Source organism: Streptomyces coeruleorubidus, assembly GCF_008705135.1.
Lineage (GTDB): Bacteria > Actinomycetota > Actinomycetes > Streptomycetales > Streptomycetaceae > Streptomyces > Streptomyces coeruleofuscus.
In genome coordinates this window covers 2,963,863-2,987,554 of sequence record NZ_CP023694.1, presented here as the reverse complement: position 1 = coordinate 2,987,554, position 23,692 = coordinate 2,963,863, and the positions used below count along the sequence as shown (strand labels likewise).

Sequence of the window (23,692 nt, the reverse complement as noted above, 5' to 3'; positions counted from 1 at the left end):
GCCGGGGAGACCGGCGACTTCGACGCAGGGAATTCATGGAGAAGGCAGTGAACGAGGGGGTGCGCCGGCAGGTGCGCGACGGCGACGGCGACGGCGACGAGGTGCGGCGGTCCGGGACGGCCGGAGGTGCCGAAGGCGTCTGGTCGGGGAGCTGGGTCGCCGAGCGGCTCGGCGTCGAGCTCGTCGGCGACGACCGGCTGACCGACCTGCTGGGACTGGCGCTGCGCCGCAACCCCAAGCGGGCCCACCTGCTCGTGTCGAACGTGCTGGGCAAGCACGTCCCGCAGTCCCCGTCCGTGGTCTACGGCTACGGCTTCGAGCTGGGCCGCCGCGTTCGTGACCTGCTGGGCGCCGACGAGGAGCGGCGCGCGGTCGTCCTCGGCTACGCGGAGACCGCGACGGGCCTCGGCCACTCCGTCGCCGACGGTCTGGGCCTCGCCCCCTACCTGCACTCCACCCGCCGCCCCGTCGTCGGTCTCGCCCCGGCCGGCGGCTTCGAGGAGGCGCACTCGCACGCGACCTCACATCTGCTGCTGCCGGAGGACCCCGCGCTGCTCACCGGTGACGGGCCGCTGGTCCTGGTCGACGACGAGTTCTCCACGGGGAACACGGTGCTCAACACCGTCCGGGATCTTCATGGGCGGTATCCGCGGCGGAGGTATGTCGTGGTGGCGCTGGTGGACATGCGGTCGCCAGCCGATGCCGGTCGGCTGGAGGAGTTCGCCCGCGAGATCGGCGCCCGCGTGGACCTGGTCACGGCGGCCTCGGGGACCGTGCGGCTGCCGGAGGGGGTGTTGGAGAAGGGGCAGGAGTTGGTGGCGCGGTACGAGGCAGAGAGTGCCGCGACGGGTGATCGGTCGTCTGCGGCAGCGTCGTGGCCGGTCGCGCAGTTCCCCGCGCCCCTTGAGGGCGTTGCAGCCAACCCGCTAGGGGCGCGGGGAACCGCGCGAACAGCCCCCACCGGCCCGCACCCGGACGACAACCGTGCCCACCCTCACGTCACCCGCATAGACCTGCGCTGGCCCGAGGGCCTGCCCGACGGGGGGCGACACGGTTTCACCCCCACGCACCGGAAGCGCCTGGAGGACGCGCTGCCCGACATGGCCGCCCGGCTCGCCGACGCACTTCCCGCCGATGCCCGCCGCGTGCTCGTCCTCGGGTTCGAGGAGCTGATGTACGCGCCGCTGAGGCTGGGCCGAGAGCTGGAGCGGGTGACGGACGCCGAGGTCCGCTACTCCACCACCACCCGCTCGCCCGTCCTCGCCGTCGACGACCCCGGCTACGCGATACGCACCCGCCTGCGCTTCCCCGCCCACGACAACCCCGCGGACGGTCCCGGCGAGCGGTACGCCTACAACGTCGCGGGCGCCGGGTTCGACGCCGTCGTCGCGGTCGTGGACTCGGCCGCGGACACGCCCTCGCTGCACGCGTCCGACGGCCTGCTGGCCCAGCTCGCCGCGCACACGCCGCAGGTCCTCCTCGCCGTCGTACCGTCGTACGCCCCCGAGCCCCCGCACGCCTCCGAAAGGCCCTCGATGCTGCCAGAGCCCCTCCGCGGCCCCGCCTTCTCCTCGTACGCGCCCGAGGAGGTCGGCTGGCTGCTCCAGGACCTCTCGGACGTGACGCTGGAGGCGCCGACCGAGGAGCGCGAGGAGGCGATCCAGAGCGGCGGCGCGCACTACGCCGAGTCGCTGCCCGTGGAGTACCAGCCGACCGAGCAGTACCAGGAGCTGTTCCACGCGGCGCTGGCGGACTCGGCGGCCCGCATCGCGCAGGCGGTCGGCGTCGTCACCGAGACGGTCCTCGCGGAGCGGTCCCCGCGCCCCGTCCTGGTCTCCCTGGCCCGCGCCGGCACCCCCGTCGGCATCCTGATGCGCCGCTGGGCCCAGCACCGGCACGGGCTCGACCTGCCGCACTACGCCGTGTCGATCGTCCGCGGCCGCGGCATCGACGCCAACGCGCTGCGCTGGCTCGCCGAGCACCACGACCCCCGGGACGTCGTCTTCGTCGACGGCTGGACCGGCAAGGGCGCCATCACCCGCGAACTCGCCCAGGCCCTGGAGGAGTTCGAGAAGTCCGACGGCATCACCGGCTTCGACCCCGAGATCGCGGTCCTGGCCGACCCGGGCTCCTGCGTACGCACCTACGGCACCCGCGAGGACTTCCTGATCCCCTCCGCCTGCCTCAACTCGACCGTGTCCGGCCTGATCTCGCGGACCGTCCTGCGGGCGGACCTGGTCGGACCGCACGACTTCCACGGCGCCAAGTTCTACCGCGAACTCGCCGGCACGGACGTCTCGGTGACCTTCCTGGACGCCGTCTCCGCCCGCTTCCCCGAGGTCGCCGACGCGGCCTGCGCCCAGGCCAAGGAACTGCTCGCCGCCGACCGCTCGCCCACCTGGGAGGGCTGGGCCGCCGTCGAGCGCATCAGTGAGGAGTACGGCATCCACGACGTGAACCTCGTCAAGCCCGGCGTCGGCGAGACCACCCGGGTGATGCTGCGCCGCGTCCCCTGGAAGGTCCTGGCACGCGCCGGGGCGGGCAGCGACCTCGACCACGTACGCCTGCTGGCCGAGCAACGCGGCGTACCCGTCGAGGAGGTGGCCGACCTGCCCTACACCTGCGTCGGGCTGATCCACCCCAAGTACACCCGGGGCGCGACCGGCGCCGACGGCAAGGCGGTGACGGTCTGATGCCCGCACTCGTCGCGAGCGACCTCGATCGCACCCTGATCTACTCCGCCGCGGCTCTGGCGCTGACCATGCCGGACGCCCGGGCGCCCCGGCTGCTGTGCGTGGAGGTGCACGAGAGCAGACCGCTGTCGTACATGACGGAGACGGCGGCCCGGCTCCTCACGGACCTGGGCGACACGGCCGTGTTCGTGCCGACGACGACCCGCACGCGCAAGCAGTACCTGCGCATCAACCTGCCGGGCCCCGCGCCCACGTATGCGATCTGCGCGAACGGCGGCCACATCCTGGTGGACGGCGTGTCCGACCCCGACTGGCACGCGACTGTGACCGCGCGGCTGGCCGAGCGGTGTGCGCCCCTGGCCGAGGTGCAGGAGCACCTGCTGAGGGCCGCCGACCCGGTCTGGGTGCGCAAGCACCGCGTCGCCGACGACCTCTTCGCCTACCTCGTCGTCGAGCGCGAACTGCTCGACGAGGACTGGGTGAAGGAACTGGCGGTCTGGGCGGAGAACCGCGGCTGGACCGTGTCCCTCCAGGGCCGCAAGATCTACGCCGTGCCCAAGCCGCTCACCAAGAGCGCGGCGATGCGCGAGGTCGCCCGCCGGACCGGCGCCGATCTCACCCTCGCCGCGGGTGACTCCCTGCTCGATACCGACCTGCTCCTCGCGGCGGACCAGGGCTGGCGGCCCGGCCACGGGGAGCTGGCCGACACCGGCTTCGCGGCTCCCTCGATCAGGGTGCTTCCCGACCGGGGTGTCCTCGCCGGGGAGCGGATCCTGCGGGAGTTTCTGGAGGCAGTACGGGGCGCCTGAGAACTCGGGTGTCCTGGTCGTCGTGCGGGTGCGGCGTCGCGGTGGCTTGTCGCGCCCCGCGGCGGAGCCGCACATCGTCACAGCCCCGCGCCCCTTTGGGGCGTCGTAGCAGCCGTACTCCGATGAACACCGCCACCGCCACGGCAGACACCGCCAAGACCACCTTCGAGTAGGTGGAGACCATGTCCGTCACCTGGTGCCAGTTCGCGCCGAGCAGGTAGCCCGCGAGGACGAACGCCGTGTTCCAGATCGCGCTGCCCAGCGTCGTCAGCCCCAGGAACAGCGGCAGGCGCATGCGCTCCACGCCCGCCGGCACGGATATCAGGCTGCGGAAGATCGGGATCATCCGGCCGAAGAACACCGCCTTGGTGCCGTGCCGCAGGAACCACGTCTCCGTCCGCTCGATGTCGGAGACCTTCACCAACGGCAGCCGGGCCGCCATCGCCACCGTCCGGTCACGGCCGAGCAGCGCACCGATGCCGTACAACGCGAGCGCGCCGATCACCGAGCCGGCCGTCGTCCACAGCAGGACCGCGAGCAGGCCCATCCGCCCGCTGGACGCGGCGAACCCGGCGAGCGGCAGGATCACCTCGCTGGGCAGCGGCGGGAACAGGTTCTCCAGCGCGATGGCGAGACCGGCACCCGGCGCGCCCAGCGCGTCCATGAGGTCGTTGACCCACTGCGGACCGGCGTCCGCTGCGATGGCTGTCATGCGGCCACGCTAGAAAACCGGACCTGAAGGGTCCCTGAGGAAATGGGCAGGAGGCCTCGCGGCTCGGGTCAGCCGCAGCAGCCGCCACCGCAGCAGCCGCCCCCACCGCCTCCGCCACCCGCGCCGGGTGCCGGGGCGGAGGCCGAGCCGCCCACCGCGACGGTGGAGAGGAGTTTCACCGTGTCGTCGTGACCGGAGGGGCATGCCGCGGGAGCGGAGGACTCCGCCATGGGACGGCTGAGTTCGAAGGTGTCGCCGCAGGTCCGGCAGCGGTACTCGTAGCGAGGCATGCGCACAGGTTAACCGGCCCGGTCAATGCCCGGCGGCCCCGCGTTCGTCGCGGATCAGGGACACCACGCGGGACACGGCCCGGCGTACGGCTTCCGTTTCCGTGAGGAAGTGCCAGTAGTCGGGGTGGCGGCCGTCGAGGGTGGCGATGGCGCGCTCCAGGCGGGACACCGCGTCGTCCAGAGGGCGGGCGTGGCGCGGGTCGGGGGTGTTGCGGCCGGCCATGGCGAGGCGCTGGGCGTCGCGGATGGCGAAGCGGGTGCGGTCGATCTCCTGCTGGGGGTCCTTCTGCACGGCGTTCAGGCGGTGCAGGCGGTCGCCGGCGGCCGAGACGGCCTCGTCGGTGGTGTTCAGGAGGGCTCGTACGGTCGACAGCAGGGCCGTGGCGTCGGCCCAGCGCTGTTCGTCGCGCGCGGCGTGGGCCTCGGCCAGTTTCGTCTCGGCCCGGCGTACGTTCTCGGAGGCGACGTCGGGGACGCGTTGCAGGTCCTGCCAGCAGGCCACGGTGAAGCGGCGGCGCAGCTCGCTCAGGATCGGATCGACCTGCTCGGAGCGGGTGGTGAGGGCCTGGGCGCGGGTGCGCAGGGAGACGAGCCGGTGATCGATCTCGGCGGCGCGCTCCGGCAGCCGCTCGGCCTCCACGCGGACCGCCTCGGCCTCGCGTGTGACCCGCTCGGCCCGCTCCAGGGTCTGCGGTACACCGTGCTGCCCGGCACCCTGGTTCAGCTTGGTGAGCTCAGGGGAGAGAGCGGCGAGACGGGCGGCGAGGTCGTCGGCCTTCAGCCCTGTCGCCCGTACTGTGTCGAGGGCGTTGGAGGCGGCGAGGAGGGCCTGGCGGGCGCGCTCGACCGCGGGGGCCAGGCGGGCAAGCTGGGTCTCGGCCTTGCCGAGCAGCGGGCCGAGGCCGTCGGTGAACCGGTCCAGCTCCTGCTTGACCCGGCCGAGTTCCTCCTTGGCGGCGGTCAGCTCGGTGCGGGCGCGGGCGGCGGCCGAGGCCTCCAGGTCGTCGCGGTCGAGGTCATGGGCGTCGACGGCGTTGATGTACTGGTGGCTGGCCTCGTCGATGCGCCGGCCGAGCGCGTCGAAGTCGGCGACGGCGCGCCGGGCGGCCGGGGAGTCGTCGACGGCGGTGATCGTCTCGATCGAGATGCGCAGGTCGCGCTGCGCGGTGTCGAGCTCGTAGAAGGCGGCCGCGGCGGCGTCCTTCGCGGCCTGTGCCTCGGCCCGCTGGCTCTCGGCCCGGCCGCCGAACCAGCGCCGGGTGCCCCCGCCCGCGAAGGCGGCGGGCAGCGCCAGAGCGGCCAGCAGGGGCAGTGCCATGAGGGTGAGCGCGTCCCCGAGCGGGCCGGGAGGACGGGGAAGGCGGCGGCGCGGGCGAGCGCGCGGCACCGACGGCGAGTACGGCTGCGCTGGAGTCGCCGTCACATCCCTCTCCCGTGCTGTGGTCCACCCTGCCCGGTGTCATTCTCCCACCGGTTAAGGACGAACACACGGGCCGGTTAGTTCGCCGTTCGGACCGTCACTTTGCCGTCGCCGGTGTGGGCGGACACCACGTGGGAGCTGCTCTCGTCGCGGGGGACGGACACATTCACGCCGCCGTCCCCGGTCTCGGTGGTCACGCGGTAGGTGGCCTTGGGCAGTGCGATGGTCACGGAACCGTCGCCGCTGCGGGAGTCCACACGGTCCGGTACGGAGCCGAGCTCCAGGCGGACCGAACCGTCGCCGGTGCGGGTGCGTACGTCGCGGGAGGAGACGTTCGCCCGGATGGAGCCGTCGTCGGTGCGCATCCGCAGAGGGCCGGTGGTGTCGCTGACGCGAATGGATCCGTCGCCGGTGCGCAGCTCCAGGGGGCCGGTGGTGTCGGTGACGCGGACGGAGCCGTCGCCCGTGCGGATGCTCAGGGGGTCCCGGAAGCCGCGGGCGCGCACGCTGCCGTCGTCGTCCTGGACCTTCACGGTGACGCCCCGGGGCACCTCGATCCGGTGCTTGGCCGAGCAGTCGACGACGATGCCGGAGCACTTCAGCCGCAGCACCAGCCGGTCGTCCCGCATGGACCAGGTGGCCCTGGGCTCCTTGCCGACGACGACCGAGCCCTGGAACCACCGGGTGACCTCGATCCTGCCCGCCGGGTTCTTGTCGGCGGCGACGATCTCGAGGGCCGAGTCGTCGGAGTCGACGGTGAGCGTGCGGCTCCCGAGGTCGAAGGACCGGCGATCGGGTTCCTTGTCGTCCCCGGCGGACGCGCCACCGCAGGCGCTGAGACCGGCGACGAGCACCACGACGGCACCGGCGACGGCGACCGCGCGGGCAGGGACTGGGCGGGTGGTGCCGGTGGTCCTGTTGCTGGCGCCGGCGGTGCCTGTGGTGCGGGTGCTGCGGGCCATGACGGTCTCCCCCTGGACGGACGACGAGCGCTCTCGGGCGCTCTACGACCGTATGGATCCAGGGCCCGCCGGGGGATCCGGGCCACTCCCGGATCGAGGGTGGGGCTAGCCCCCGGACCGACCCACGGATACGGGTTTGCGGGACCGCGCCCCAGGCAATGTAGGCTGTCGACTCGTCCTGGGCGCATGGCCCGGGAGCCGGGTGCGTAGCTCAGGGGTAGAGCGCCTGCCTTACAAGCAGGATGTCGGCGGTTCGAAACCGTCCGCGCCCACCGGATCTTTCCGCCGTCGGATCGTGAGAAGCGCCCCGGGCCCACATCGGCCCGGGGCGCTTCTCGATCTCCGTCAGTCTCCCTCGGTCTCCTCCGGCGGAGACTCGTGTGCGTGTTTCAGTGCCGAGCGGGCCCACACCCGCTCGGGACCGGTGAGTTCGGACCAGTAGCGGTGCGTGCTGACGAACACCGCGAGCTCGTGTTCACGCTGCCGGAGCTTCTCCACTTCGGCCTGTTCGTCGGCTGTCCAGCCGGGGGAGGCGGGGCGCTCCACCTTGCGCCAGCCGTTGTCGTCGCTGAAGCCGTCCAGGGGTTCGACCGACCAGGGGAGGCGCTTCAGCAGGGCCGACAGTTCGGCCCGGACCTGATGGAGTTCCTCCTGACCGGCGAGGAGGTCACTCGGAAAGTCATAGGTCGTTGCCACGGCCCAATGATACGCCTGTTCGAATTGGCCGGGCGAGTTCCTTCCCGTGGTTCATGTGAACGGGCGTGACTGAGCGCTCCAGTTGGCGGGCTGCCGCCCGACTGGCCTCAGTCGGCTGTCATGGCGCGGCGGACGCTTTCGCGGAGCAGGGCGCGACGCCGCTCGTGCCGTTCGGGGGGCTCCTGTGCGGTCGCGGCGTAGACGTTGCTGACCGGTGACCAGGCCATGGACATGGCGATGACGACGGCCATGAGGTCGAACGGGTCTCCCTGGCGCACCAGGCCGGCGGCTTGGGCCTCGGCGATGGCGCGCAGCTTGTGGTCGTCGAGGCGGTCGGGGTCGTCGACCAGGTGGCCGGCCGGGCGTCGCTCCAGGCGTGCCCAGGTGGCCAGTCTGATGAGGTCGGGGCGGCGGAGGTACTCGTCGTAGAGGCGTACGGCCCAGTCCGCGAGGTCGGCGGCGTCGATTGGGACGACGTTGATGATCCGCTCGAGCGAGCCGAAGAAGATGGCGTCGAAGAGCCCTTCCTTGCTGCCGAAGTAGGCGTAGAGCTGAGCCTTGTTGGTGCGGGCGGCGGCCACGATCCGCTCGACGCGCGCGCCGGCGATTCCGTGCTCGGCGAACTCCTGGGTCGCCACATCGATGATGCGTTGGTACGTCGCGGCTCCGCGCGGGGTCAGGGGCTGCTCTGCCATGCGCCCAAGTTACCAAACAGAACAGTTGGTTTGCTCGGCTGCCCCGATGGCCCTAACCTCAAATAGACCGACCAGTCTGTCTATGAGGAGGCGCCGTGAGGAACACCACTGGCTGGCAAGCGGACGGTCCGTCGAGGACGCTGCGGCGGACGCCACTGGAAAGGCGCGACCTGCGCCCCGACGACCTCGCGGTCCGGGTGGACTACTGCGGTGTCTGCCACTCCGATCTGCACGCCGTCAACGCCCGGGACGGCGAGGGAGGCCGGCCCCTGGTGCCGGGGCACGAGTTCACGGGTGTGGTGACCGAGACCGGACCCGCGGTCACCCGCTTCACCGTCGGCGACCCGGTCGCGGTGGGCAACATCGTCGATTCGTGCGGCGAGTGCGCCATGTGCCGGACCGGCCAGGAGAACTTCTGCCACGCTTTCCCGACCCTGACCTATGACGGCGTCGACCGGCACGACGGATCGGCCACACTGGGGGGCTACTCCCGCGAGTACGTCGTCCGCGACCGTTTGGCCCATCCCCTGCCCGCCGGTCTCGATCCGGCCGCCGCCGCTCCTCTGCTCTGTGCCGGGGTCACTGTCTGGGAGCCGCTGCACGCCCTCGGCGTGGGGCCGGGAAGCCGCGTCGCGGTGGCGGGACTGGGCGGCCTGGGCCACCTCGCGGTCAAGATGGCCGTGGCGCTCGGCGCCGACACCTCGGTCATCAGCCGCTCAGCGGACAAGGCTGCCGACGCCCGTCGTCTCGGCGCCCACGGTCTCATCGTCTCCACCGACCCCGAACAGATGGCTGACGCCCGCGACCGGTTCGACGTCGTCATCGACACCATCTCCGCCCCGCACGACCTCGGTCCTTACCTGCGCCTGGTCGCCTTGGACGGGACGCTCAGCCAACTCGGGTACCTGGGACCCGTCACCGTGGAGACCACCGACCTGCTCATAGGACGCAAGAAGCTCAGCTCGGCAGGCAGCGGCGGCAGGCCCGCGACCGCCGCCATGCTGGACTTCTGCGGCGAGCACGGCATCACCGCCGACATCGAACTGCTCCCCTCGGCGCGAGTGAACGAGGCCCTCGACCGTCTCCGGCGCAACGACGTCCGCTACCGCTTCGTGCTCGACATGTCAGACCTGGGCTGAACGGCGAAGGCCAGGAACGGCGGCCCCGCCCTGGAACCGGGCGTTCACGCAATGGGCGGAGACTGCGCCTGACCGGCGGCGCTCGTCGTGCCCCGGGCGCTCCTGACCACTGCCTTCATGTCCTGGCGACGTAGATACCGGCGCCGAGCATGACGATGCCGATCACGGCGCCCACGTCGGCAGCACTGTCAGTCAGGCAAGAAGGCTGCTCGTGATCGTGGTCGCGGTCGCCGTTCGCGGCGCCACCCGCCGGATCAGCTGCTGCCCGAGATCTGCGCGCCCGGGCCGGCGGACAGCTCGCCCACCACCCCGGCCGTCACCGGAGCCGGTATGCCGTGCCGCTTGGCCGCGCGGAGCAACGCGCCGCCGATGGCGTCCAGTTCGAGCGGCCGGCCCGCCTCGGCGTCGCGCTGCATCGAGGATCTCATCGACGGCGGGAAGGCGTCGTAGCGGGCGAGGGTCTGCGCCGGGTCTCCCGGGCCGCCGCACGCGCGGCTGATCGCGGCCGTCTCCTCGACCAGTGCGGTCAGTTCGTCGCGGTGACGCGTGCGGACGTCTCCGAGAGGGACGCCGTATCGCGTGGTCAGCAGGGCCATGGGGGCCAGGAACGACATCTTCGCCCACAGGGCCGCCGTCTCGTCGTCCTGGACCCGGGTGGCCGGTCCGGCGGCGGTGAGCGTCTCGGCGAGGGTGTCGAGGCGGGTCCGGGGTACCTCGGCTCCGGTCAGGTCGATCTCCGCGAAGGGGCTGCCGTGTTCGATGACGCCCGGGGCGACGCGGGTCGACTCGACGCGGATGACGGCGGGGGCGACACGGTCGGGGCGGTAGCGGGCGCGCAGGGCCGCCGGGTGTTCGACGCCGTTCAGGAACGGCACGAGGAGTCCGTCGGCCAGTGCGGGTGCGGGGACGCGCGCCAGGGCGGCGTCGAGGGCGGTGTGTTTGACGGCCACCAGGCACGCCTCGACAGGTTCGCGCAGGTGTGTGTCCGCCTCGACCCGGGCCGTGAAGTCGCCGAAGTGCCCGCTGCGGACCCGGATGCCGTCCGTGCGCAGCGTACGGGCCGTCTCCTCGCCGGACAGGCAGATCACTCGGTGGCCGGCGCGGGAGAGCAGGGCGGCGAGCAGACCGCCCACGCCGCCGGGACCCAGGACGGCCACGGTGAGTTCGTTCCCCATGTCGGGTTCCTCTCGTCGGTCGGCCCCACGGTGGTGGCCGCCTCGTGGAGATCATCGCAGCCGTCGCTGTCGTACGGGGGCCGGAAGGGCCAGACTGGGGGCATGTGCCGGAGTATCAAGACCCTTCGTCCGCCCGCGATGCCCGAAGAGGCCACGGACGCGGACATTCGGGCTGCCGCGTTGCAGTACGTGCGGAAGGTGTCGGGCTTCCGCGCCCCCGCCGCTCACAACCAGGAGGTGTTCGAACGCGCCGTCGAGGCCGTCGCGCAGGCCACGGCCGAGTTGCTGGACGGGCTGGAGATCCGGGGCGCCGGGGCCCAGCGGGCGAGCTAGACCCAGGGTGCCGTCGAGCGGCCCCGGCCCTATGACGCCCGCGGCTCCCTGCGCATCAGGTACGCCGCCCCCGCCCCGGCCCCGAACAGCGCCCCCACCGACACCACCGTCCCCAGCCAGCTCGCGCCCAGCCAGTGGGCGCCGAAGTAGCCGAGGGCGACGCTGTAGATGGCCCAGGTGAGGCCCGCCAGGGCCGACCAGGGGAGGAAGTCGCGGGCGCGGTGGTGTGCGGCGCCCGCGCCGAGGGAGACGACCGAGCGGCCGGCGGGTGCCAGGACGACGAGGGCGCCGCCGCCCCGCGCGAGGGCGGCGCCGAGACGTTTCTGCGCGGTGGTCAGGCGCCGGGAGCGGGAGATCGCCCGGTCCAGACGGTCGCCCCCGCGCCAGGCGAGGCGGTAGGCGGCCAGGTCGCCCAGGACGGAGGCGGTGGCCGCGCAGAGGATCAGCGTCAGGATGTCGGGCACGTCGGCCGCCGATCCCGCGGCCGCCGCCGTCGCCGCCGTGATCACCAGGACGCCGCTGGGCAGCACCGGCAGGAACACATCGAGCAGGACCGACAGGGCCACCGCCGCGTAGATCCACGGGCTGCCGAACAGCCACCCCACGTGCTCCAGCACCGCAACTCCCCGTTGGTCCCCCGTGGGCCAGACCGTGCCGCGGTGGCGCGGCGGAGCGGCAGGAGTGGCCGATGACAGCCATACAGCGTACGCCTGGGGTGTGACGGGCGGTTCACGGGGGGCTCGTACGTTCGGTACCGAGTGTTCACCCTCGTCCCGAGTCGTCACCCGGCTGCCGTGTCCCGGCGCAGAAACGAGAACGGCGCCTCCCCTCGTGTGAGGGAAGGCGCCGTTCCGTCCAGCGCTGTCCGGGCGGGTCAGGCCGCCACCGGGGTGTGGTCCGTGGACTGCCGTCCCTGTGCCGACGTGCGCCGGGCCAGCAGCCGGTCCACGCCGAACGCACCGGAGCCCGTGAAGATCAGCAGGAACATGGACCAGCAGTACATGGCCGCGCCCTCGCCGCTGTTCTCGATCGGCCACAGGCCCTGCGGCTGGTGGACCTTGAAGTACGCGTACGCCATCGCGCCGGAGGCTATGAACGCCGCGGCGCGGGTGCCAAGGCCCAGCAGCACCAGGGTGCCGCCGACGAGTTCGATGACGGCCGCGTACCAGTTCGGCCAGGCGCCGGTCGCCGCGGTGCCGCCCTTGCCGTCCACCCCTCCGAGGACTCCGAAGAGCGCGACGGCGCCGTGGCAGGCGAAGAGCAGGCCGATGACGATCCGGAACAGTCCGAGAGCGTACGGCTGCGCGCCATTGAGGCGTGCGGTCATGTGGGGGTCTCCTTCGGTCGGCCGGCCAGGGGAGGGCCGGTCGGGGGACAGAACCGATGAGTAACCCACGTTAGGTGTGCCTAATAGATGCTTGCAAGTTCAACATTTGGCCACTGGTTTACCTCCGGTTGGGCCGCACTTTCAGTCACAACCGCACGTAGAGCCGCTCTCGCCACCGCGTCCGCGTCCGAAAGCATGACCGAATCCACACCTGGGCGGGCCCCTGTGGCCGTCACCCAGTGCACGCCTTCCGTCGGAACGCCGAAGGCGAACCGCCTGGAGTGCGGGGCTCCTTGACGGTCTATCAGATGGTAAGGGCGTGGCGTCACATCCAACCCCCCTGTCTCATAACCGTCGACGGTGTGCGGACGGCACTGCCCGGTCCGCAGCAGCCCCGCGAGGAGGCCGTCGGCTGTTTTTCGCAGGTCGGTTTCCGGCAGTCGTGCCTCTATGAGGGTTCTCACACGGACGGCCGAACCCGGCACATCGGGCGAGTGCGCCGCCCAGGCTCCGTCCGCCTCCGTCACCTTCAGGCGCGGCCCGAGCACGCGCACCACCCCCGCCTCCACCAGGGCCACCAGCTCCTCGATGCGGCGCCGGGGCGGACCGATGGACAGGAAGGCGTTGAGCGGGGTGTACCAGTGGTCCAGGTGGTCCCGGCGGGAGCCGCCGGGGAGGCCGCCGTGGTCGACGATCAGCCGGAGCTCGTTGCGCAGGTCGCGCAACACGTCCAGGGCTGCCTTCAGCGGGCCGCGCACATTGCCCAGGGCGGCCTGCGCGGCGTCCTCGCGCAGATACGACAGCAGCCAGTCACGCCACTCGCCGGGGTGCGCGAAGTCCCGTCCGGCATACGGCCGGGAGATCCGCTCCCAGGACCAGCGGTCGGCGTCCGCCACGCCGAACTCGCCCAGCAGCACCGCCTCTTCGGGATCGCCGTGCGGTACGGCCAGGAAGTGATCGGTGAACTCCTGGCACCGTCGCGCGGAGGCTCCTGCCCGCCGGAGCAGCGCGGCGCAGTACACCGTCTCCACCTCCTTCGCGACCAACGGCCATATCTCCGCCAGGAAGTCGGGCGCCTCCCCGGAGTCGGCGCGCTTGCGGAAGCCCGCGATCACGTCCGGTGTGAGGACCAGCGGGTCGTGGCGGCCGAACGCCCCCTTCGCGTTGTCACCGCGGGCCTGGTACGGGATGCCGCGCCGCGAGCCGGCGTACAGCCGCGGTTCACGGCCGGAGGGGACATAGCGCAGGCCCTGGGCGTCCCGTACGAAACGGCCGCCGCGGCCGGTCGTCAACAGGGCCGTGTGGTCGAAGAAGTTGAGGCCGAGGCCGCGCAGCAGGACGGGTTCGCCGGGCGGTACGGAGGACAGGTCGACGTCGGCAGGGTTGGCGGGCGGGACGTGGCGCAGGCCGTGCCGCGCGGCGTGGTCCGCCAGGCGCCGCCGGCCCGGGTCGGCGGTCGTCGGCAGGTGCCCCTGGGCCAGGACCACGGCGGACAGGCCGGTCAGGGTGCGGCCGTCGGAGAGGGTGAGGGCCTGGTGGCCGCCGGGGGGGTCGTCGAGCCGTACCGCGCGGGCCCGGTGCGTCTCGACGCGGACGCCCGCCGGCGCGTCCCCTGCGACCTGGGCGAACACCCACTCCAGATAACGGCCGTAGTCCGCCCGGGTCGGGTACTCGTCCGGGCCGAGCGTGCCGCGCGCCCACTCGTACAGGCTCGGACCCGGGCGGATCGGGCCCGAGCAGTCCACGCTGTCGTCGGTGAACAGGGTCACCTGGCAGGCCACGGTGTTCATCAGCAGCTCGGGCGACTGGTCGGTACGCCAGACGCGGCCCGGGCCCGGCGGGTCCGGGTCGATCACGTGGACCGTCAGCCGGGCTCCGGGCGGGAGGAGTTCCGGGGCGGAGGCGCAGAGGCGTTCCAGGACGCTGGTCCCGCGCGGCCCGGCTCCGACCAGGGCGACGGACAACGGTGCGGATTCCTCGGCCGGTAGGGACCCCTCCGGCCCTTCCCGCGGTACGGGTTCCTCCGGCCGTTCCCGCGGTACGGATCCCTCCGGGCGGGATTCCTCCGGTACGGATTCCTCGGTCGACGCAGACAAGGGTGGGGCTCCCGGGCGTGTGGGGCGCGTTCGGAGGTCCGCCGGTGGGGAAGCGGACGGTCCGCCTCATCATGCCGTCGCCGGGGACCGGAACCGAGGTCCGTGGCCAAGGATTGACGGTCGGTGTGGGATGCCTCACGAGCATCACGGTCACCGGGGCAAGAAAGGGTCGTAATAGGCCCGTTACGGGGCAAGCTCGGAGTCCAGGAGCGTCGTCAGGCGAGGGCCCTTTCCCTCCTGTGTCCGTGCCTGCTCCAGGCGCAGCCGTGCCGAACGGCCGCGCAGGGTCAGGGTCATCAGCTGGTTGCCGAACCAGGGGCCGCCCGTCTTGCGCCAGCCGACCGGCGGCCGGGGGAGGCGTCCGTGCCGGGCCAGGCCACGGCCGAACGCGCGCGCCACCGCGCTCCAGCCGACGCGGAAGGCCATCCGGATCGACAGCGGGACGGAGTTGTGGACGGGCGAGCAGACGAGCTGCACCACCCGTGCGTCGGGACCCGGCCCGGACCACGAGGGCTCGGCGATGTAGGCGTGGTGCACGTCCCCGGACAGCACGCACACCGTCGCCGGGGCGTCCCGCCCCGAGCCTGCCTCGGCGATCAGCTCCGCCAGCCCGGCGAACGACTCGGGGAACGCCGACCAGTGCTCCAGGTCGGCGGCCCGCCGCACCTTCTCCCCGACCCGCGCCCAGCGCTCGCCCCGTTCGCCCCGGCACAGCGCCGCGTTCCAGCCCTCGGCGTCGTGCACCAGATGCGGCAGCAGCCAGGGCAGCGAGGTGCCGAGGAGGAGGTGGTCGTACGACCCGGGGTTGTCAAGGACCTGCTCGCGCAGCCAGGCCTCCTCGCCCGGGTCGAGCATCGCGCGGCGGTCCTCGGCGAGGACCCGGGCCGCCCGGCTGTCGATCATCAGCAGGCGTACGCGCCCGAAGTCGCGCCGGTAGCTCCAGCGGGCCGTGGCCGCGTCGGCGTCGGCCCGGGCGGCGAAGGTGCGCAGCACGTCCGTGCCGTCGGGGACCTTGCGGACGCCCTCGTACACCGGGTCGGCCGCCAGTTCCTCCAGTGAGAGGTTCCCCAGGTGCTGGTGGACCCAGTACGACATCAGGCCGCTCAGCAGCCGCTCCTGCCACCAGTCGGTGGCCCGCATGTCGTCGAGCCAGGCGGCGGAGGTGTTCCAGTCGTCGATGACGTCGTGATCGTCGAAGATCATGAAACTGGGCACGGTGGACAGCAGCCAGCGGATGCGGGGGTCGAGCCACGACTCGTAGTAGAGGTGCGTGTATTCCTCGTAGTCCGCCACTCCGTTGCCCGGCGGGTCGTTCAGATCGCGGCGGCCCGCCAGCCAGCGCTGCGTCGTCTCGGAGGTCTCGTCGGCGTACACCTGGTCGCCGAGCAGCAGCAGGACGTCGGGACGCTCGCCCTCCGGGTCCGCGACGAGGCGGGTGGCCAGCGCGTCCAGGGCGTCCGGGCCCACGGGGTCGTGCCCGCCGGCCGGAGGGGCGGCCCAGCGGCAGGAGCCGAAGGCGACACGGAGGCCGCCCTCGCTGCCCGGCGCGTGGATCGCCGACGGCGGGAAGGGGGAGTCGGGCAGGGGCCACACGGGGGTGTCGTCGAGGAGCACCTCGTACGTCGTGGACGTACCGGCCGTGAGGCCGGTCACCGGGATCAGCGCGTAGTGGTGACCCGCCACCTGGAAGGTCGGGGCAGTGCCGCCGGCGCCGTCGGCGCAGCGCACCGCGGCCGTGCACGGACGGCTCGTCTCGACCCATACGGTCGCGGACGAGCCGTCGGTGTACCTCAGCAGCGGTCCGAGCCGCAGTCCGGCCATCGTGGCCCCCTCTCCGTCGCCCCGTACGGTACGGAACGACGGAGGTCAGCGGGGAGGTTCCGACACGGAATCGCGCGTGTCAGCAGTTCGCGAGGTAGTTCTGGAGCGCGGACTTCTCGGCCGAGTCGACCGAGAGGCCGTAGTAGTACTTCACCTGGACCCAGGCGCGGACGTAGGTGCAGCGGTAGGTCGTCCGGGAGGGCATCCAGGTGGCCGGGTCCTGGTCGCCCTTGGCCTGGTTGACGTTGTCGGTGACCGCGATGAGCTGCGGGCGGGTCAGGTCGTTGGCGAAGGACTGGCGGCGGGAGGTCGTCCAGGAGTCGGCGCCGGAGTCCCAGGCCTCGGCCAGCGGGACGAGGTGGTCGATGTCGACGTCGGAGGCGGCGGACCAGGTGGCGCCGTCGTAGACGGAGTACCAGCTGCCGCTGGTGGCGGCGCAGGAGGAGTCCTGCTGGACGTTCGAGCCGTCGCGCTTGAGGACGACCTCGCGGGTGTTGCAGGAGCCGGACTGGGTGATCCAGTGCGGGAAGAGGTCTCGGTTGTAGCCGGTGCGGTCCTCGGTGGCCACGGTGAGCGAGGCGAGGTAGGAGCGGGCGGTGGCCCCGCTGACGGGGGTGGGCAGGGCGGCGGAGGCGGCCGGGCCGTTGAGAAGGCCGGCCGAGGCTATGAGACCGGTGAGGCCCGCGAGTATGCTGAGCCGTCGACGCGCGTAGAACTTCGGCATGCGAACTCCCTTGAGGGGTGGGGGCGTTGGGCTGCGAGCGAGGGAATGCTCGTCGCGCCGTGTTGCGGGGAGGTGTGCGCCCGGTGAGAAGTTAGTGACGCGTGCATGACATGACAAGCTTTAAGGCGGAACTTTTCGCTCCAGGGGTGTCGCGTACCATGGACGGCGCAGAAGGGGAGTAGCTCTTCGCCGGACCGTCGACATACTGCTCAGCCCGCCTGAGCCGGCGCCCGGAGGCAGGTCCTACTGGTCCGTCCAGGGGCCCCGCCAGCGAGACCTTCGGCAAGCAGTGCACGCCCGTGCCCCACGGCACGGGTGCCGAGTGTGCTGCCGTGCCGAGGTGTCGTGTGTGAAGATCCAGCACTCTCGGTGGGGCGGCCCCGACCGATTGAGGAACCCTTGATCAGCCTGACCGTGACGGCCGTCGTCTTCGGCGTCGTCTTTCTCGCCGAACTGCCGGACAAGACCGCCCTGGCCGGCCTCGTCCTCGGCACCCGCTATCGCGCCTCCTACGTCTTCGCCGGTGTCGCCGCCGCGTTCGCGCTGCATGTCGCGCTCGCCGTCGCGGCGGGCAGCGTGCTCACGCTGCTGCCGCAGCAGATCGTGCAGGCGCTGACGGGCGTGCTCTTCCTGGGCGGGGCAGCGGTCCTGCTGCTGAAGAAGGGCGAGGACGAGGAAGAGGTCCGCAAGCCGGAGAACCAGTCCTTCTGGAAGGTCTCGGGCGCGGGGTTCATGCTCATCCTGGTCGCCGAGTTCGGTGACCTCACGCAGATCATGACCGCGAACCTGGCCGCCCGCTACGACGACCCGCTCTCCGTCGGCCTGGGTGCGGTGCTCGCGCTGTGGGCGGTGGCCGGGATCGGCATCGTCGGCGGAAAGGCGCTGATGAAGAAGGTTCCGCTGCGGCTGATCACGCAGATCGCGGCGCTGGTGATGCTCGCTCTCGGGGTGTGGAGCCTGTGGGAGGCCGTGACCGGGTGAGCCGGGGCGACCGGGTGAGCCGGGGGCGAGCTGAACGGTGGGTGAACGTCTGCGGGGGGCCCTGGCGCGATCCGGGGATGTTTTGTACCGTGGAGAAACAAAGTGGCCCTCGCCCGTTTTCCCTGACCGGCGGGCGGGGCCGCCTTGTTCCTCCGGGGGCTGCCGAGTGCCCTCGTCCGAGCCCTGAGCCTTGGAGCTGCCGATGACGGCCACCGCCGTGCTCACCGCCCGCGCCCTCCTGCTGGACATGGACGGCACCCTCGTCAACTCCGACGCCTCGGTCGAACGCGTCTGGCGGCGCTGGTCCGAGCGGCACGGGCTCGACGGGGACGAGGTCATGAAGGTCGTCCACGGACGGCAGGGATACGCGTCGATGGCGCTGCTGCTGCCCGGCCGGCCGATGGAGCAGAACTACGCCGACAACGCCAAGATGCTCGCCGAGGAGACGGCCGACACCGAGGGTGTCGTCCCGATCCCCGGGGCGCCTGAGTTCCTCGCCTCACTGCGGGGGCTGCCGCACGCGCTCGTGACCTCCGCCGACGTCCCGCTCTCGACGGCGCGGATGGCCGCGGCCGGGCTGGACCTGCCCGAGGTGCGGGTGACCGCGGAGTCCGTCGGGGCGAGCAAGCCCGACCCCGAGGGTTTTCTGAAGGGCGCCGCCGAGCTGGGTATGACGCCCGCGGACTGTGTGGTGTTCGAGGACTCCGGGGCCGGGATAGCGGCCGGGCGCTCCGCCGGGATGACGGTGGTCGGGGTCGGGCCCCGGGCCGCGTTCCACGCGCCGGACGTGGTGGTGGACGACCTCACGCAGGTGCGCGTGGAGGCCGCGGGGGACGGGATGATCCGTCTGTACGTCGGGTGACGGACGCTACGGTCATCAGGGGTCGGGTCGGTCAGACGTGGGCGGCGATGGTGCGCGCACACACCAGGGACTCGGTGTGTGTGGTGTCCACCTCCAGGTCGTAGCTCACGCCCTCGTGCACCAGGTGTGCCTGTGAGGCGGCCATGCCCCGGACCCGGTCGCCCCGGGCGATCTCGCGTCCCGCGGCGACCGCGCTGTCGCACCTGACGCCGACCCACAGCACGCCGAGTCCGTCCAGGGCCTTCTGCCAGCGCTGCCTGGAGTGCGGTCCGCCGAGGAAGACGTCGTCGACGATGATCCTGGCGCCGGCGCGGGCCATCGCGGCGATGCCCTCTGCCCAGGCCGCGTCCAGTGCGCGGAACTCCGCGCCTACGCTCACCCCGCCGTCCTGGGCGAAGCTGATCCCTCCGTCCGAGCCCTGCAGCTTCGCGGGCAGCGCATCGACGAACGAGTCGACGCCGAAGGCCAGCCACGGGTCCGGCAGCACCTCTTGCAGGCACCGTACGATCCCGGACTTGCCGGAGCTGGAACCTCCGTTGAGGACGATCACCTGAGTAGTCACGGCGTCACAGTAGGGCGCTCGGGCCGGTCACGGCTCCTTGGTTTCCGACTCCAGCTTGGCCCGCGTCTCCCGGTCGTAGACGCCGAGATCGTCGGTCTGGATGCCGCGTGACCACTGGTACGTGCGGACGGCCTCCTCGAGCCGGCTGTCGTAGTCGCCGTCGGTCTCCTCGTCGTAGAGGTACAACTGGCGCAGCCGGAGCTGGAGTTCGGTGACCTCCGGGCCCCGGTCGCCCGGGCGCAGGACGGTGGAGCCGCCGTTCTGGCGGGACTTGTCCGGGGGCCGGCTCTCGGGACTGGTGGCCGTGGCGGACGTCCGGGGCGCCGACGGGGTGGCCGACTGCGACGGGCTCGGCGAGGCGCTCGGCGTGGACGGCGACGGGGAGGCCGAGGGGCTCCGGGTGGCCGGCGGCGGCGGTACGGCTGGGGCCGGCGGTGCGGCCTGGGCGCTCTCCGCCGGCGGCGTGGACGCCGCGCTGCTCGACGGGGCGTCCGGCACGCTCGCCCTGAGGTCGTCCGGCAGCGCGCTGTTCCGGGACGGCGCCTCGTAGGAGAACATCCCGCTCGCGTACCCGGCCGCGGCCACCACGGCGACACAGGCCCCGGCGGCCGTGGCGAGCAGCGCGTTGCGCCGCCGGCGCCGGGGCCTCCGGCCGGACTCGTCCACTTCCGGCCTGCCCCGGTCCGGTCCACCCGTGCCGTCGAAAAGCCGCAGATCGGTGACGCTGGGCTCGGTCGCCGCGGGGGCCAGGGGCGTCGGCAGGACGGAGGTGTCCGGCGAGGCCGGCAGCACGGAAGTGTCCGGCGAGACCGGCAGCACGGTGGTCGCGTCCGGGTCGACCGGGCGCAGGGGCATGGTCGCGTCGGCGGGGGAGGGCGGTGGCGCGGCACCTTCGGCGCGCCGGGCTTGCCCGGGGTTCATCACGGGCCGTCGCGGGGCGTCGTCGGGCGTCCGCGCGGGGCCGTCGGTGTGCGGGGGCTGCGCGGGGTGGGTCTGGGGCGGTGGGGGAGTGTTGTCGGCTGCCCGCCCGGGGGTTCGCCGCGGGGCGTCGTCGGTGGCCCGCGCGGGGCCGTCGGTGTGCGGGGGCTGCGCGGGGTGGGTCTGGGGCGGTGGGGGAGTGTTGTCGGCTGCCCGCCCGGGGGTTCGCCGCGGGGCGTCGTCGGTGGCCCGCGCGGGGCCGTCGGTGTGCGGGGGCTGCGCAGGGTGGGTCTGGGGCGGTGGGGGAGCGTTGTCGGCTGCCCGCCCGGGGGTTCGCCGCGGGGCGTCGTCGGTGGCCCGCGCGGGGGCTTGGGCGTGCGAGGCCTCGGCGTGCGGCGAGGCGGCCGGACCGTCCGCGCGGGTCCGTCGCGGAGCGCCTTCGCCCGCCCGGGCGGGAGTGTCGGCAGGCGCGGCCTGGCCATGGCGGGGCGAGGCGGAACGGTTCGCCGGGGACGGCTGGGCGGGGTCGTGGGTGTGCGGGGGCTCCGCCGGGTGGGTCTGGGGCGGTAGCGGGCTGTCGTCGGCTGCCCGCCCAGGGCCCCGTCGTGGAGCCCCTTCGGTTGCCCGCGCCGGGAACTCGACGCGCAGGGCCTCCGCGGGCGTGGTCGGACCGTCCGCGTGGCTGCCTCGGGGGGCCCTTTCTCCCGCCCGGGCGGGACCGTCCGCGTGCCGCGGTCCCGCCGGGTGGGTCCGGGGCGGTCGCGGGGCGTCGTCGATCGGGCCCCCGGGTGTCCGGCGCGGGGCGCCTTCGGAGGGCTGCGCCGGGGGCTCGGTGTGGGAGGCCCCTGTAGACGCGGGCCTTCCGGCGGCGTGTGGTCGCCGTGGGGTGCCGTTGGCCGCCCGGGTGGGCTGCTCGGGGCCCGAGGCCGTCGCGTGTGAGGGCGTGGACGGGCCGTCCGCGCGGGTCCGCCGCGCGGGGTTGTCGCCTGCCCGCGTGGGCGCGTCCGTGTGCGAGGGCGACGTGGGCCGGCCCGGCGTGCGCTCGTTCTCAGGGGACCGTGTGGGCGTGTCGGGCGTGAGTTCGACGTAGGGACGGATCCGCAGCGGGTCGAAGTCCTCCGCTGCCGCCGCCTCGGTCGTGCGGGCGTCGCGGAGGGCCTCCGCGGCGCGGTGGGTGCAGGTGCAGGACGGGGTGTTGTCCGGCTGTCTGGGCGTGCCGCACTCCGGGCACGGGTGGCCGTTCGGCTGTTCCACGCGTTCCTCCCTCCCCTCGCGAACTCCAGAGATTATCCAGATCTTCTCCACAGTGCGGATGACGAGCCCCCGGAATGAAAGCTTCCAAAAGGACTCGGCGGGCCATACCCCGTCACACCGGTCACGATGGAAAATGTCACAGGACCCTCGGGAGGTCTCATGGCCGGGCATGTGCACGTCACGAAGGTGTCGGACCAGGGCGCCGCCGACCGGGAGCAGGTGTCCGGGAACGTACTGGTCTCCATCGGCGCCCTGCTCCTCGGGATGCTGCTCGCCGCCCTCGACCAGACCATCGTGTCGACCGCGCTGCCCACCATCGTCAGCGAGCTCGGCGGCATGGATCACCTCTCCTGGGTGGTCACCGCCTACCTGCTGGCCGCGACCGCCGCGACCCCGCTGTGGGGCAAACTCGGCGACCAGTACGGCCGCAAGCGGCTGTTCCAGACGGCGATCGTGATCTTCCTCGCCGGCTCCGCGCTGTGCGGCATGGCGCAGGACATGACGCAGCTCATCGCGTTCCGGGCCGTGCAGGGGCTCGGCGGCGGCGGGCTGATGGTGCTGTCGATGGCCATCGTGGGCGATCTCGTCCCGCCCCGCGAACGCGGGCGCTACCAGGGGCTGTTCGGGGCCGTGTTCGGGGCGACGAGCGTGCTCGGGCCGCTGCTCGGCGGATTGTTCACCCAGCATGTGAGCTGGCGCTGGGTGTTCTACGTCAACCTGCCCGTGGGCATCGTGGCGCTCGCCGTGATCGCGGCCGTGCTGCACATCCCGCGCCGGGCGCAGCGGCACGTCATCGACTACCTCGGCACCTTCCTCATCGCGGCCGTCGCCACCTGCCTGGTGCTCGTCGCCTCCCTCGGGGGCACGACCTGGGGCTGGGGGTCCGCGCAGATCGTCGGGCTCGCGGTGCTCGGCGTCGTCCTCGCCGTCGTCTTCGTGGCCGTCGAGCGGCGGGCCGCCGAACCCGTCCTGCCGCTGAAGCTCTTCCGCGTCCGCACCTTCACGCTCGCCGCCGTGATCAGTTTCGTCGTCGGCTTCGCCATGTTCGGCGCGATGGTCTACCTGCCGACCTTCCTCCAGGTCGTGCAGGGCATCAGCCCGACCATGTCCGGTGTGCACATGCTGCCGATGGTGCTGGGGCTGCTGCTGGCCTCGACGGCCTCCGGGCAGATCGTCAGCCGGACCGGCCGCTGGAAGGTGTTCCCGATCGCCGGCACCGGCGTCACCACCCTCGGGCTGCTCCTGCTCCACCAGCTCGACGAGCGCAGCTCCACCGCCGAGCTGAGCGGTTTCTTCTTCGTCTTCGGCCTCGGGCTCGGCCTGGTGATGCAGGTCCTCGTGCTCATCGTGCAGAACGCCGTCCCGTACGAGGACCTGGGCGTCGCCACCTCCGGCGCGACCTTCTTCCGCTCCATCGGCGCCTCGTTCGGCGTGGCTGTCTTCGGCACGGTCTTCGCGAACCGGCTCGGCGACCAGCTCACGGACGCCTTCCGGGGAGCACAGCTGCCGCCCGGCGTCTCCGTGGCCGCGCTGGAGGCCGACCCGCGCGGCATCGCCGCCCTCCCGCCCGGTCTGCGCCCGCCGGCCCTGCACGCGTACGCCGTCTCCATCACGGACGTCTTCCTGTACGCCGCCCCCGTCGCGCTCCTCGGCTTCGTGCTGGCCTGGTTCCTGAAGGAGGACCGGCTGCGCGGCTCCGTCACCGCGCCCGACGTCACGGAGACCCTGGCCAGCAACCCCGTCCAGCGGTCCTCGCACGACGAGGTGTGCCGCGCGCTGTCGGTGCTCGGCACCCGCGCGGGGCGGCGCGAGATCTACCGGGAGATCACCGCCCGGGCGGGCTACGACCTGCTGCCCGCGGCGAGCTGGGTGCTGCTGCGGATGAGGCGGTACGGCTCGGTGGAACCGGCCGTACTGGCCGAGCAGGCGCCCGTGTCGCTGGCCGTGATCATGAAGGCCGTACGCCAGGTCGAGGAGCGCAGGCTCGCCGTGCGCACGGGCCTCGACATGATCCTGACCGACCGGGGTCGCGAGGTCGCCGAGCGGCTGGCCCAGGCCCGGGAGGAGTCCCTCGCCGCGCTGCTCGGCAACTGGTGGGGGCCGGACCGGCCGACGGATCTGGTGCAGCTCGTGCGGGAGCTGAACGGCGAACTGTGCGGCTCCAGGCGGGAGCGGCCCTCCGAGGTCCGTCCGGTGGAGCACCTCGGCTGAGGCGCCGTCGGC

Annotated in this window: 21 protein-coding genes and 1 tRNA gene; 8 read left to right on the top strand and 14 right to left on the bottom strand. The window is 72.7% G+C overall.

From position 1 onward, the window contains the following. The first annotated feature begins 35 nt into the window (after window positions 1-35). Window positions 36-2,693 carry a phosphoribosyltransferase gene (locus CP976_RS13790; protein ID WP_229875227.1) on the top strand — a complete coding sequence of 886 codons (2,658 nt, stop codon included), beginning with the start codon at window positions 36-38 and terminating at the stop codon, window positions 2,691-2,693. Then, on the top strand, window positions 2,693-3,502 hold the full coding sequence (locus CP976_RS13785) for an HAD family hydrolase (protein WP_150480627.1): 810 nt from the start codon (window positions 2,693-2,695) through the stop codon (window positions 3,500-3,502). The genes CP976_RS13790 and CP976_RS13785 overlap by 1 nt, the downstream gene beginning before the upstream one ends. Here CP976_RS13785 and CP976_RS13780 read toward each other — a convergent pair. The 4 genes from CP976_RS13780 to CP976_RS13765 form a co-directional block, all read right to left on the bottom strand. After that, window positions 3,423-4,214: a DedA family protein gene (locus CP976_RS13780; RefSeq protein WP_150480626.1), complete on the bottom strand. Its 792-nt coding sequence runs from the start codon at window positions 4,212-4,214 to the stop codon at window positions 3,423-3,425. The two genes, CP976_RS13785 and CP976_RS13780, sit on opposite strands and share 80 nt — an antisense overlap. Before the next feature lie 68 nt (window positions 4,215-4,282). Then, window positions 4,283-4,504 carry an FmdB family zinc ribbon protein gene (locus tag CP976_RS13775; protein WP_150480625.1) on the bottom strand — a complete coding sequence of 74 codons (222 nt, stop codon included), beginning with the start codon at window positions 4,502-4,504 and terminating at the stop codon, window positions 4,283-4,285. Window positions 4,505-4,526: 22 nt separating this feature from the next. Continuing rightward, window positions 4,527-5,927: a hypothetical protein gene (locus CP976_RS13770; protein ID WP_150480624.1), complete on the bottom strand. Its 1,401-nt coding sequence runs from the start codon at window positions 5,925-5,927 to the stop codon at window positions 4,527-4,529. A gap of 74 nt (window positions 5,928-6,001) precedes the next feature. Continuing rightward, entirely contained in the window at window positions 6,002-6,886 is an 885-nt protein-coding gene (locus CP976_RS13765; RefSeq protein WP_150480623.1) for a DUF4097 family beta strand repeat-containing protein, read from the bottom strand. Window positions 6,887-7,086: 200 nt separating this feature from the next. Here CP976_RS13765 and CP976_RS13760 point away from each other — a divergent pair. Next, window positions 7,087-7,158, top strand: a tRNA-Val gene (locus CP976_RS13760). Window positions 7,159-7,231: 73 nt separating this feature from the next. Here CP976_RS13760 and CP976_RS13755 read toward each other — a convergent pair. Together CP976_RS13755 and CP976_RS13750 are read right to left on the bottom strand one after the other, a co-directional pair. Next, window positions 7,232-7,582, bottom strand: coding sequence for a hypothetical protein (locus CP976_RS13755; RefSeq protein WP_150480622.1), 351 nt, complete (start codon window positions 7,580-7,582; stop codon window positions 7,232-7,234). 107 nt (window positions 7,583-7,689) lie between these two features. Beyond that, on the bottom strand, window positions 7,690-8,277 hold the full coding sequence (locus CP976_RS13750; protein WP_150480621.1) for a TetR/AcrR family transcriptional regulator: 588 nt from the start codon (window positions 8,275-8,277) through the stop codon (window positions 7,690-7,692). A gap of 95 nt (window positions 8,278-8,372) precedes the next feature. Between CP976_RS13750 and CP976_RS13745 the strand changes: the two genes are divergently transcribed. Further along, window positions 8,373-9,416: an NAD(P)-dependent alcohol dehydrogenase gene (locus CP976_RS13745; protein WP_150480620.1), complete on the top strand. Its 1,044-nt coding sequence runs from the start codon at window positions 8,373-8,375 to the stop codon at window positions 9,414-9,416. A gap of 254 nt (window positions 9,417-9,670) precedes the next feature. Here CP976_RS13745 and CP976_RS13740 read toward each other — a convergent pair whose 3' ends face one another. After that, complete coding sequence (locus CP976_RS13740) at window positions 9,671-10,591, bottom strand: ketopantoate reductase family protein (RefSeq protein WP_150480619.1); 921 nt, start codon at window positions 10,589-10,591, stop codon at window positions 9,671-9,673. Between the two features lie 102 nt (window positions 10,592-10,693). On the opposite strand from CP976_RS13740, the gene CP976_RS13735 reads away from it, so the two are divergent. After that, entirely contained in the window at window positions 10,694-10,924 is a 231-nt protein-coding gene (locus CP976_RS13735) for a DUF2277 domain-containing protein (protein ID WP_150480618.1), read from the top strand. A 29-nt stretch (window positions 10,925-10,953) separates the two neighbouring features. On the opposite strand, the gene CP976_RS13730 is transcribed toward CP976_RS13735, so the two are convergent. The 5 genes from CP976_RS13730 to CP976_RS13710 all read right to left on the bottom strand — a co-directional run bounded on the left by CP976_RS13730 (window position 10,954) and on the right by CP976_RS13710 (window position 16,892). Further along, window positions 10,954-11,541 (bottom strand): DedA family protein, encoded by a 588-nt coding sequence (locus tag CP976_RS13730; RefSeq protein ID WP_150480617.1) that lies wholly within the window; start codon window positions 11,539-11,541, stop codon window positions 10,954-10,956. Between the two features lie 257 nt (window positions 11,542-11,798). Beyond that, the gene (locus tag CP976_RS13725; protein ID WP_150480616.1) at window positions 11,799-12,251 is read right to left on the bottom strand and encodes a DoxX family protein; all 453 of its coding nucleotides are present in this window, start codon (window positions 12,249-12,251) and stop codon (window positions 11,799-11,801) included. An 80-nt stretch (window positions 12,252-12,331) separates the two neighbouring features. Next, window positions 12,332-14,215, bottom strand: coding sequence for an FAD/NAD(P)-binding protein (locus CP976_RS13720; protein ID WP_150480615.1), 1,884 nt, complete (start codon window positions 14,213-14,215; stop codon window positions 12,332-12,334). A 315-nt stretch (window positions 14,216-14,530) separates the two neighbouring features. After that, entirely contained in the window at window positions 14,531-16,168 is a 1,638-nt protein-coding gene (locus tag CP976_RS13715; protein ID WP_150480614.1) for an alkaline phosphatase D family protein, read from the bottom strand. A gap of 79 nt (window positions 16,169-16,247) precedes the next feature. Next, complete coding sequence (locus CP976_RS13710; RefSeq protein ID WP_150480613.1) at window positions 16,248-16,892, bottom strand: HNH endonuclease family protein; 645 nt, start codon at window positions 16,890-16,892, stop codon at window positions 16,248-16,250. A gap of 399 nt (window positions 16,893-17,291) precedes the next feature. On the opposite strand from CP976_RS13710, the gene CP976_RS13705 reads away from it, so the two are divergent. Both CP976_RS13705 and CP976_RS13700 read left to right on the top strand, forming a co-directional pair. Beyond that, the gene (locus CP976_RS13705; protein ID WP_086604837.1) at window positions 17,292-17,873 is read left to right on the top strand and encodes a TMEM165/GDT1 family protein; all 582 of its coding nucleotides are present in this window, start codon (window positions 17,292-17,294) and stop codon (window positions 17,871-17,873) included. 202 nt (window positions 17,874-18,075) lie between these two features. After that, the gene (locus CP976_RS13700) at window positions 18,076-18,735 is read left to right on the top strand and encodes an HAD family hydrolase (protein WP_150480612.1); all 660 of its coding nucleotides are present in this window, start codon (window positions 18,076-18,078) and stop codon (window positions 18,733-18,735) included. Window positions 18,736-18,766: 31 nt separating this feature from the next. On the opposite strand, the gene cpt is transcribed toward CP976_RS13700, so the two are convergent. Continuing rightward, on the bottom strand, window positions 18,767-19,297 hold the full coding sequence (gene cpt, locus CP976_RS13695) for a chloramphenicol phosphotransferase CPT (protein ID WP_190146800.1): 531 nt from the start codon (window positions 19,295-19,297) through the stop codon (window positions 18,767-18,769). 27 nt (window positions 19,298-19,324) lie between these two features. Continuing rightward, entirely contained in the window at window positions 19,325-21,469 is a 2,145-nt protein-coding gene (locus tag CP976_RS43685; RefSeq protein ID WP_150480611.1) for a peptidoglycan-binding domain-containing protein, read from the bottom strand. 159 nt (window positions 21,470-21,628) lie between these two features. Between CP976_RS43685 and CP976_RS13685 the strand changes: the two genes are divergently transcribed. Beyond that, window positions 21,629-23,680: an MDR family MFS transporter gene (locus tag CP976_RS13685; RefSeq protein ID WP_150480610.1), complete on the top strand. Its 2,052-nt coding sequence runs from the start codon at window positions 21,629-21,631 to the stop codon at window positions 23,678-23,680. Window positions 23,681-23,692: the final 12 nt, after the last annotated feature.

Bases quoted from the DNA above. Each gene is read 5' to 3' on its own strand.
- CP976_RS13790 (WP_229875227.1), top strand. From the start codon at position 36: ATGGAGAAGGCAGTGAACGAGGGGGTGCGCCGGCAGGTGCGCGACGGC.
- CP976_RS13785 (WP_150480627.1), top strand. From the start codon at position 2,693: ATGCCCGCACTCGTCGCGAGCGACCTCGATCGCACCCTGATCTACTCC.
- CP976_RS13780 (WP_150480626.1), bottom strand. From the start codon at position 4,214: ATGACAGCCATCGCAGCGGACGCCGGTCCGCAGTGGGTCAACGACCTC.
- CP976_RS13775 (WP_150480625.1), bottom strand. From the start codon at position 4,504: ATGCCTCGCTACGAGTACCGCTGCCGGACCTGCGGCGACACCTTCGAA.
- CP976_RS13765 (WP_150480623.1), bottom strand. From the start codon at position 6,886: ATGGCCCGCAGCACCCGCACCACAGGCACCGCCGGCGCCAGCAACAGG.
- CP976_RS13750 (WP_150480621.1), bottom strand. From the start codon at position 8,277: ATGGCAGAGCAGCCCCTGACCCCGCGCGGAGCCGCGACGTACCAACGC.
- CP976_RS13740 (WP_150480619.1), bottom strand. From the start codon at position 10,591: ATGGGGAACGAACTCACCGTGGCCGTCCTGGGTCCCGGCGGCGTGGGC.
- CP976_RS13735 (WP_150480618.1), top strand. From the start codon at position 10,694: ATGTGCCGGAGTATCAAGACCCTTCGTCCGCCCGCGATGCCCGAAGAG.
- CP976_RS13725 (WP_150480616.1), bottom strand. From the start codon at position 12,251: ATGACCGCACGCCTCAATGGCGCGCAGCCGTACGCTCTCGGACTGTTC.
- CP976_RS13715 (WP_150480614.1), bottom strand. From the start codon at position 16,168: ATGGCCGGACTGCGGCTCGGACCGCTGCTGAGGTACACCGACGGCTCG.
- CP976_RS13710 (WP_150480613.1), bottom strand. From the start codon at position 16,892: ATGCCGAAGTTCTACGCGCGTCGACGGCTCAGCATACTCGCGGGCCTC.
- CP976_RS13700 (WP_150480612.1), top strand. From the start codon at position 18,076: ATGACGGCCACCGCCGTGCTCACCGCCCGCGCCCTCCTGCTGGACATG.
- CP976_RS13685 (WP_150480610.1), top strand. From the start codon at position 21,629: ATGGCCGGGCATGTGCACGTCACGAAGGTGTCGGACCAGGGCGCCGCC.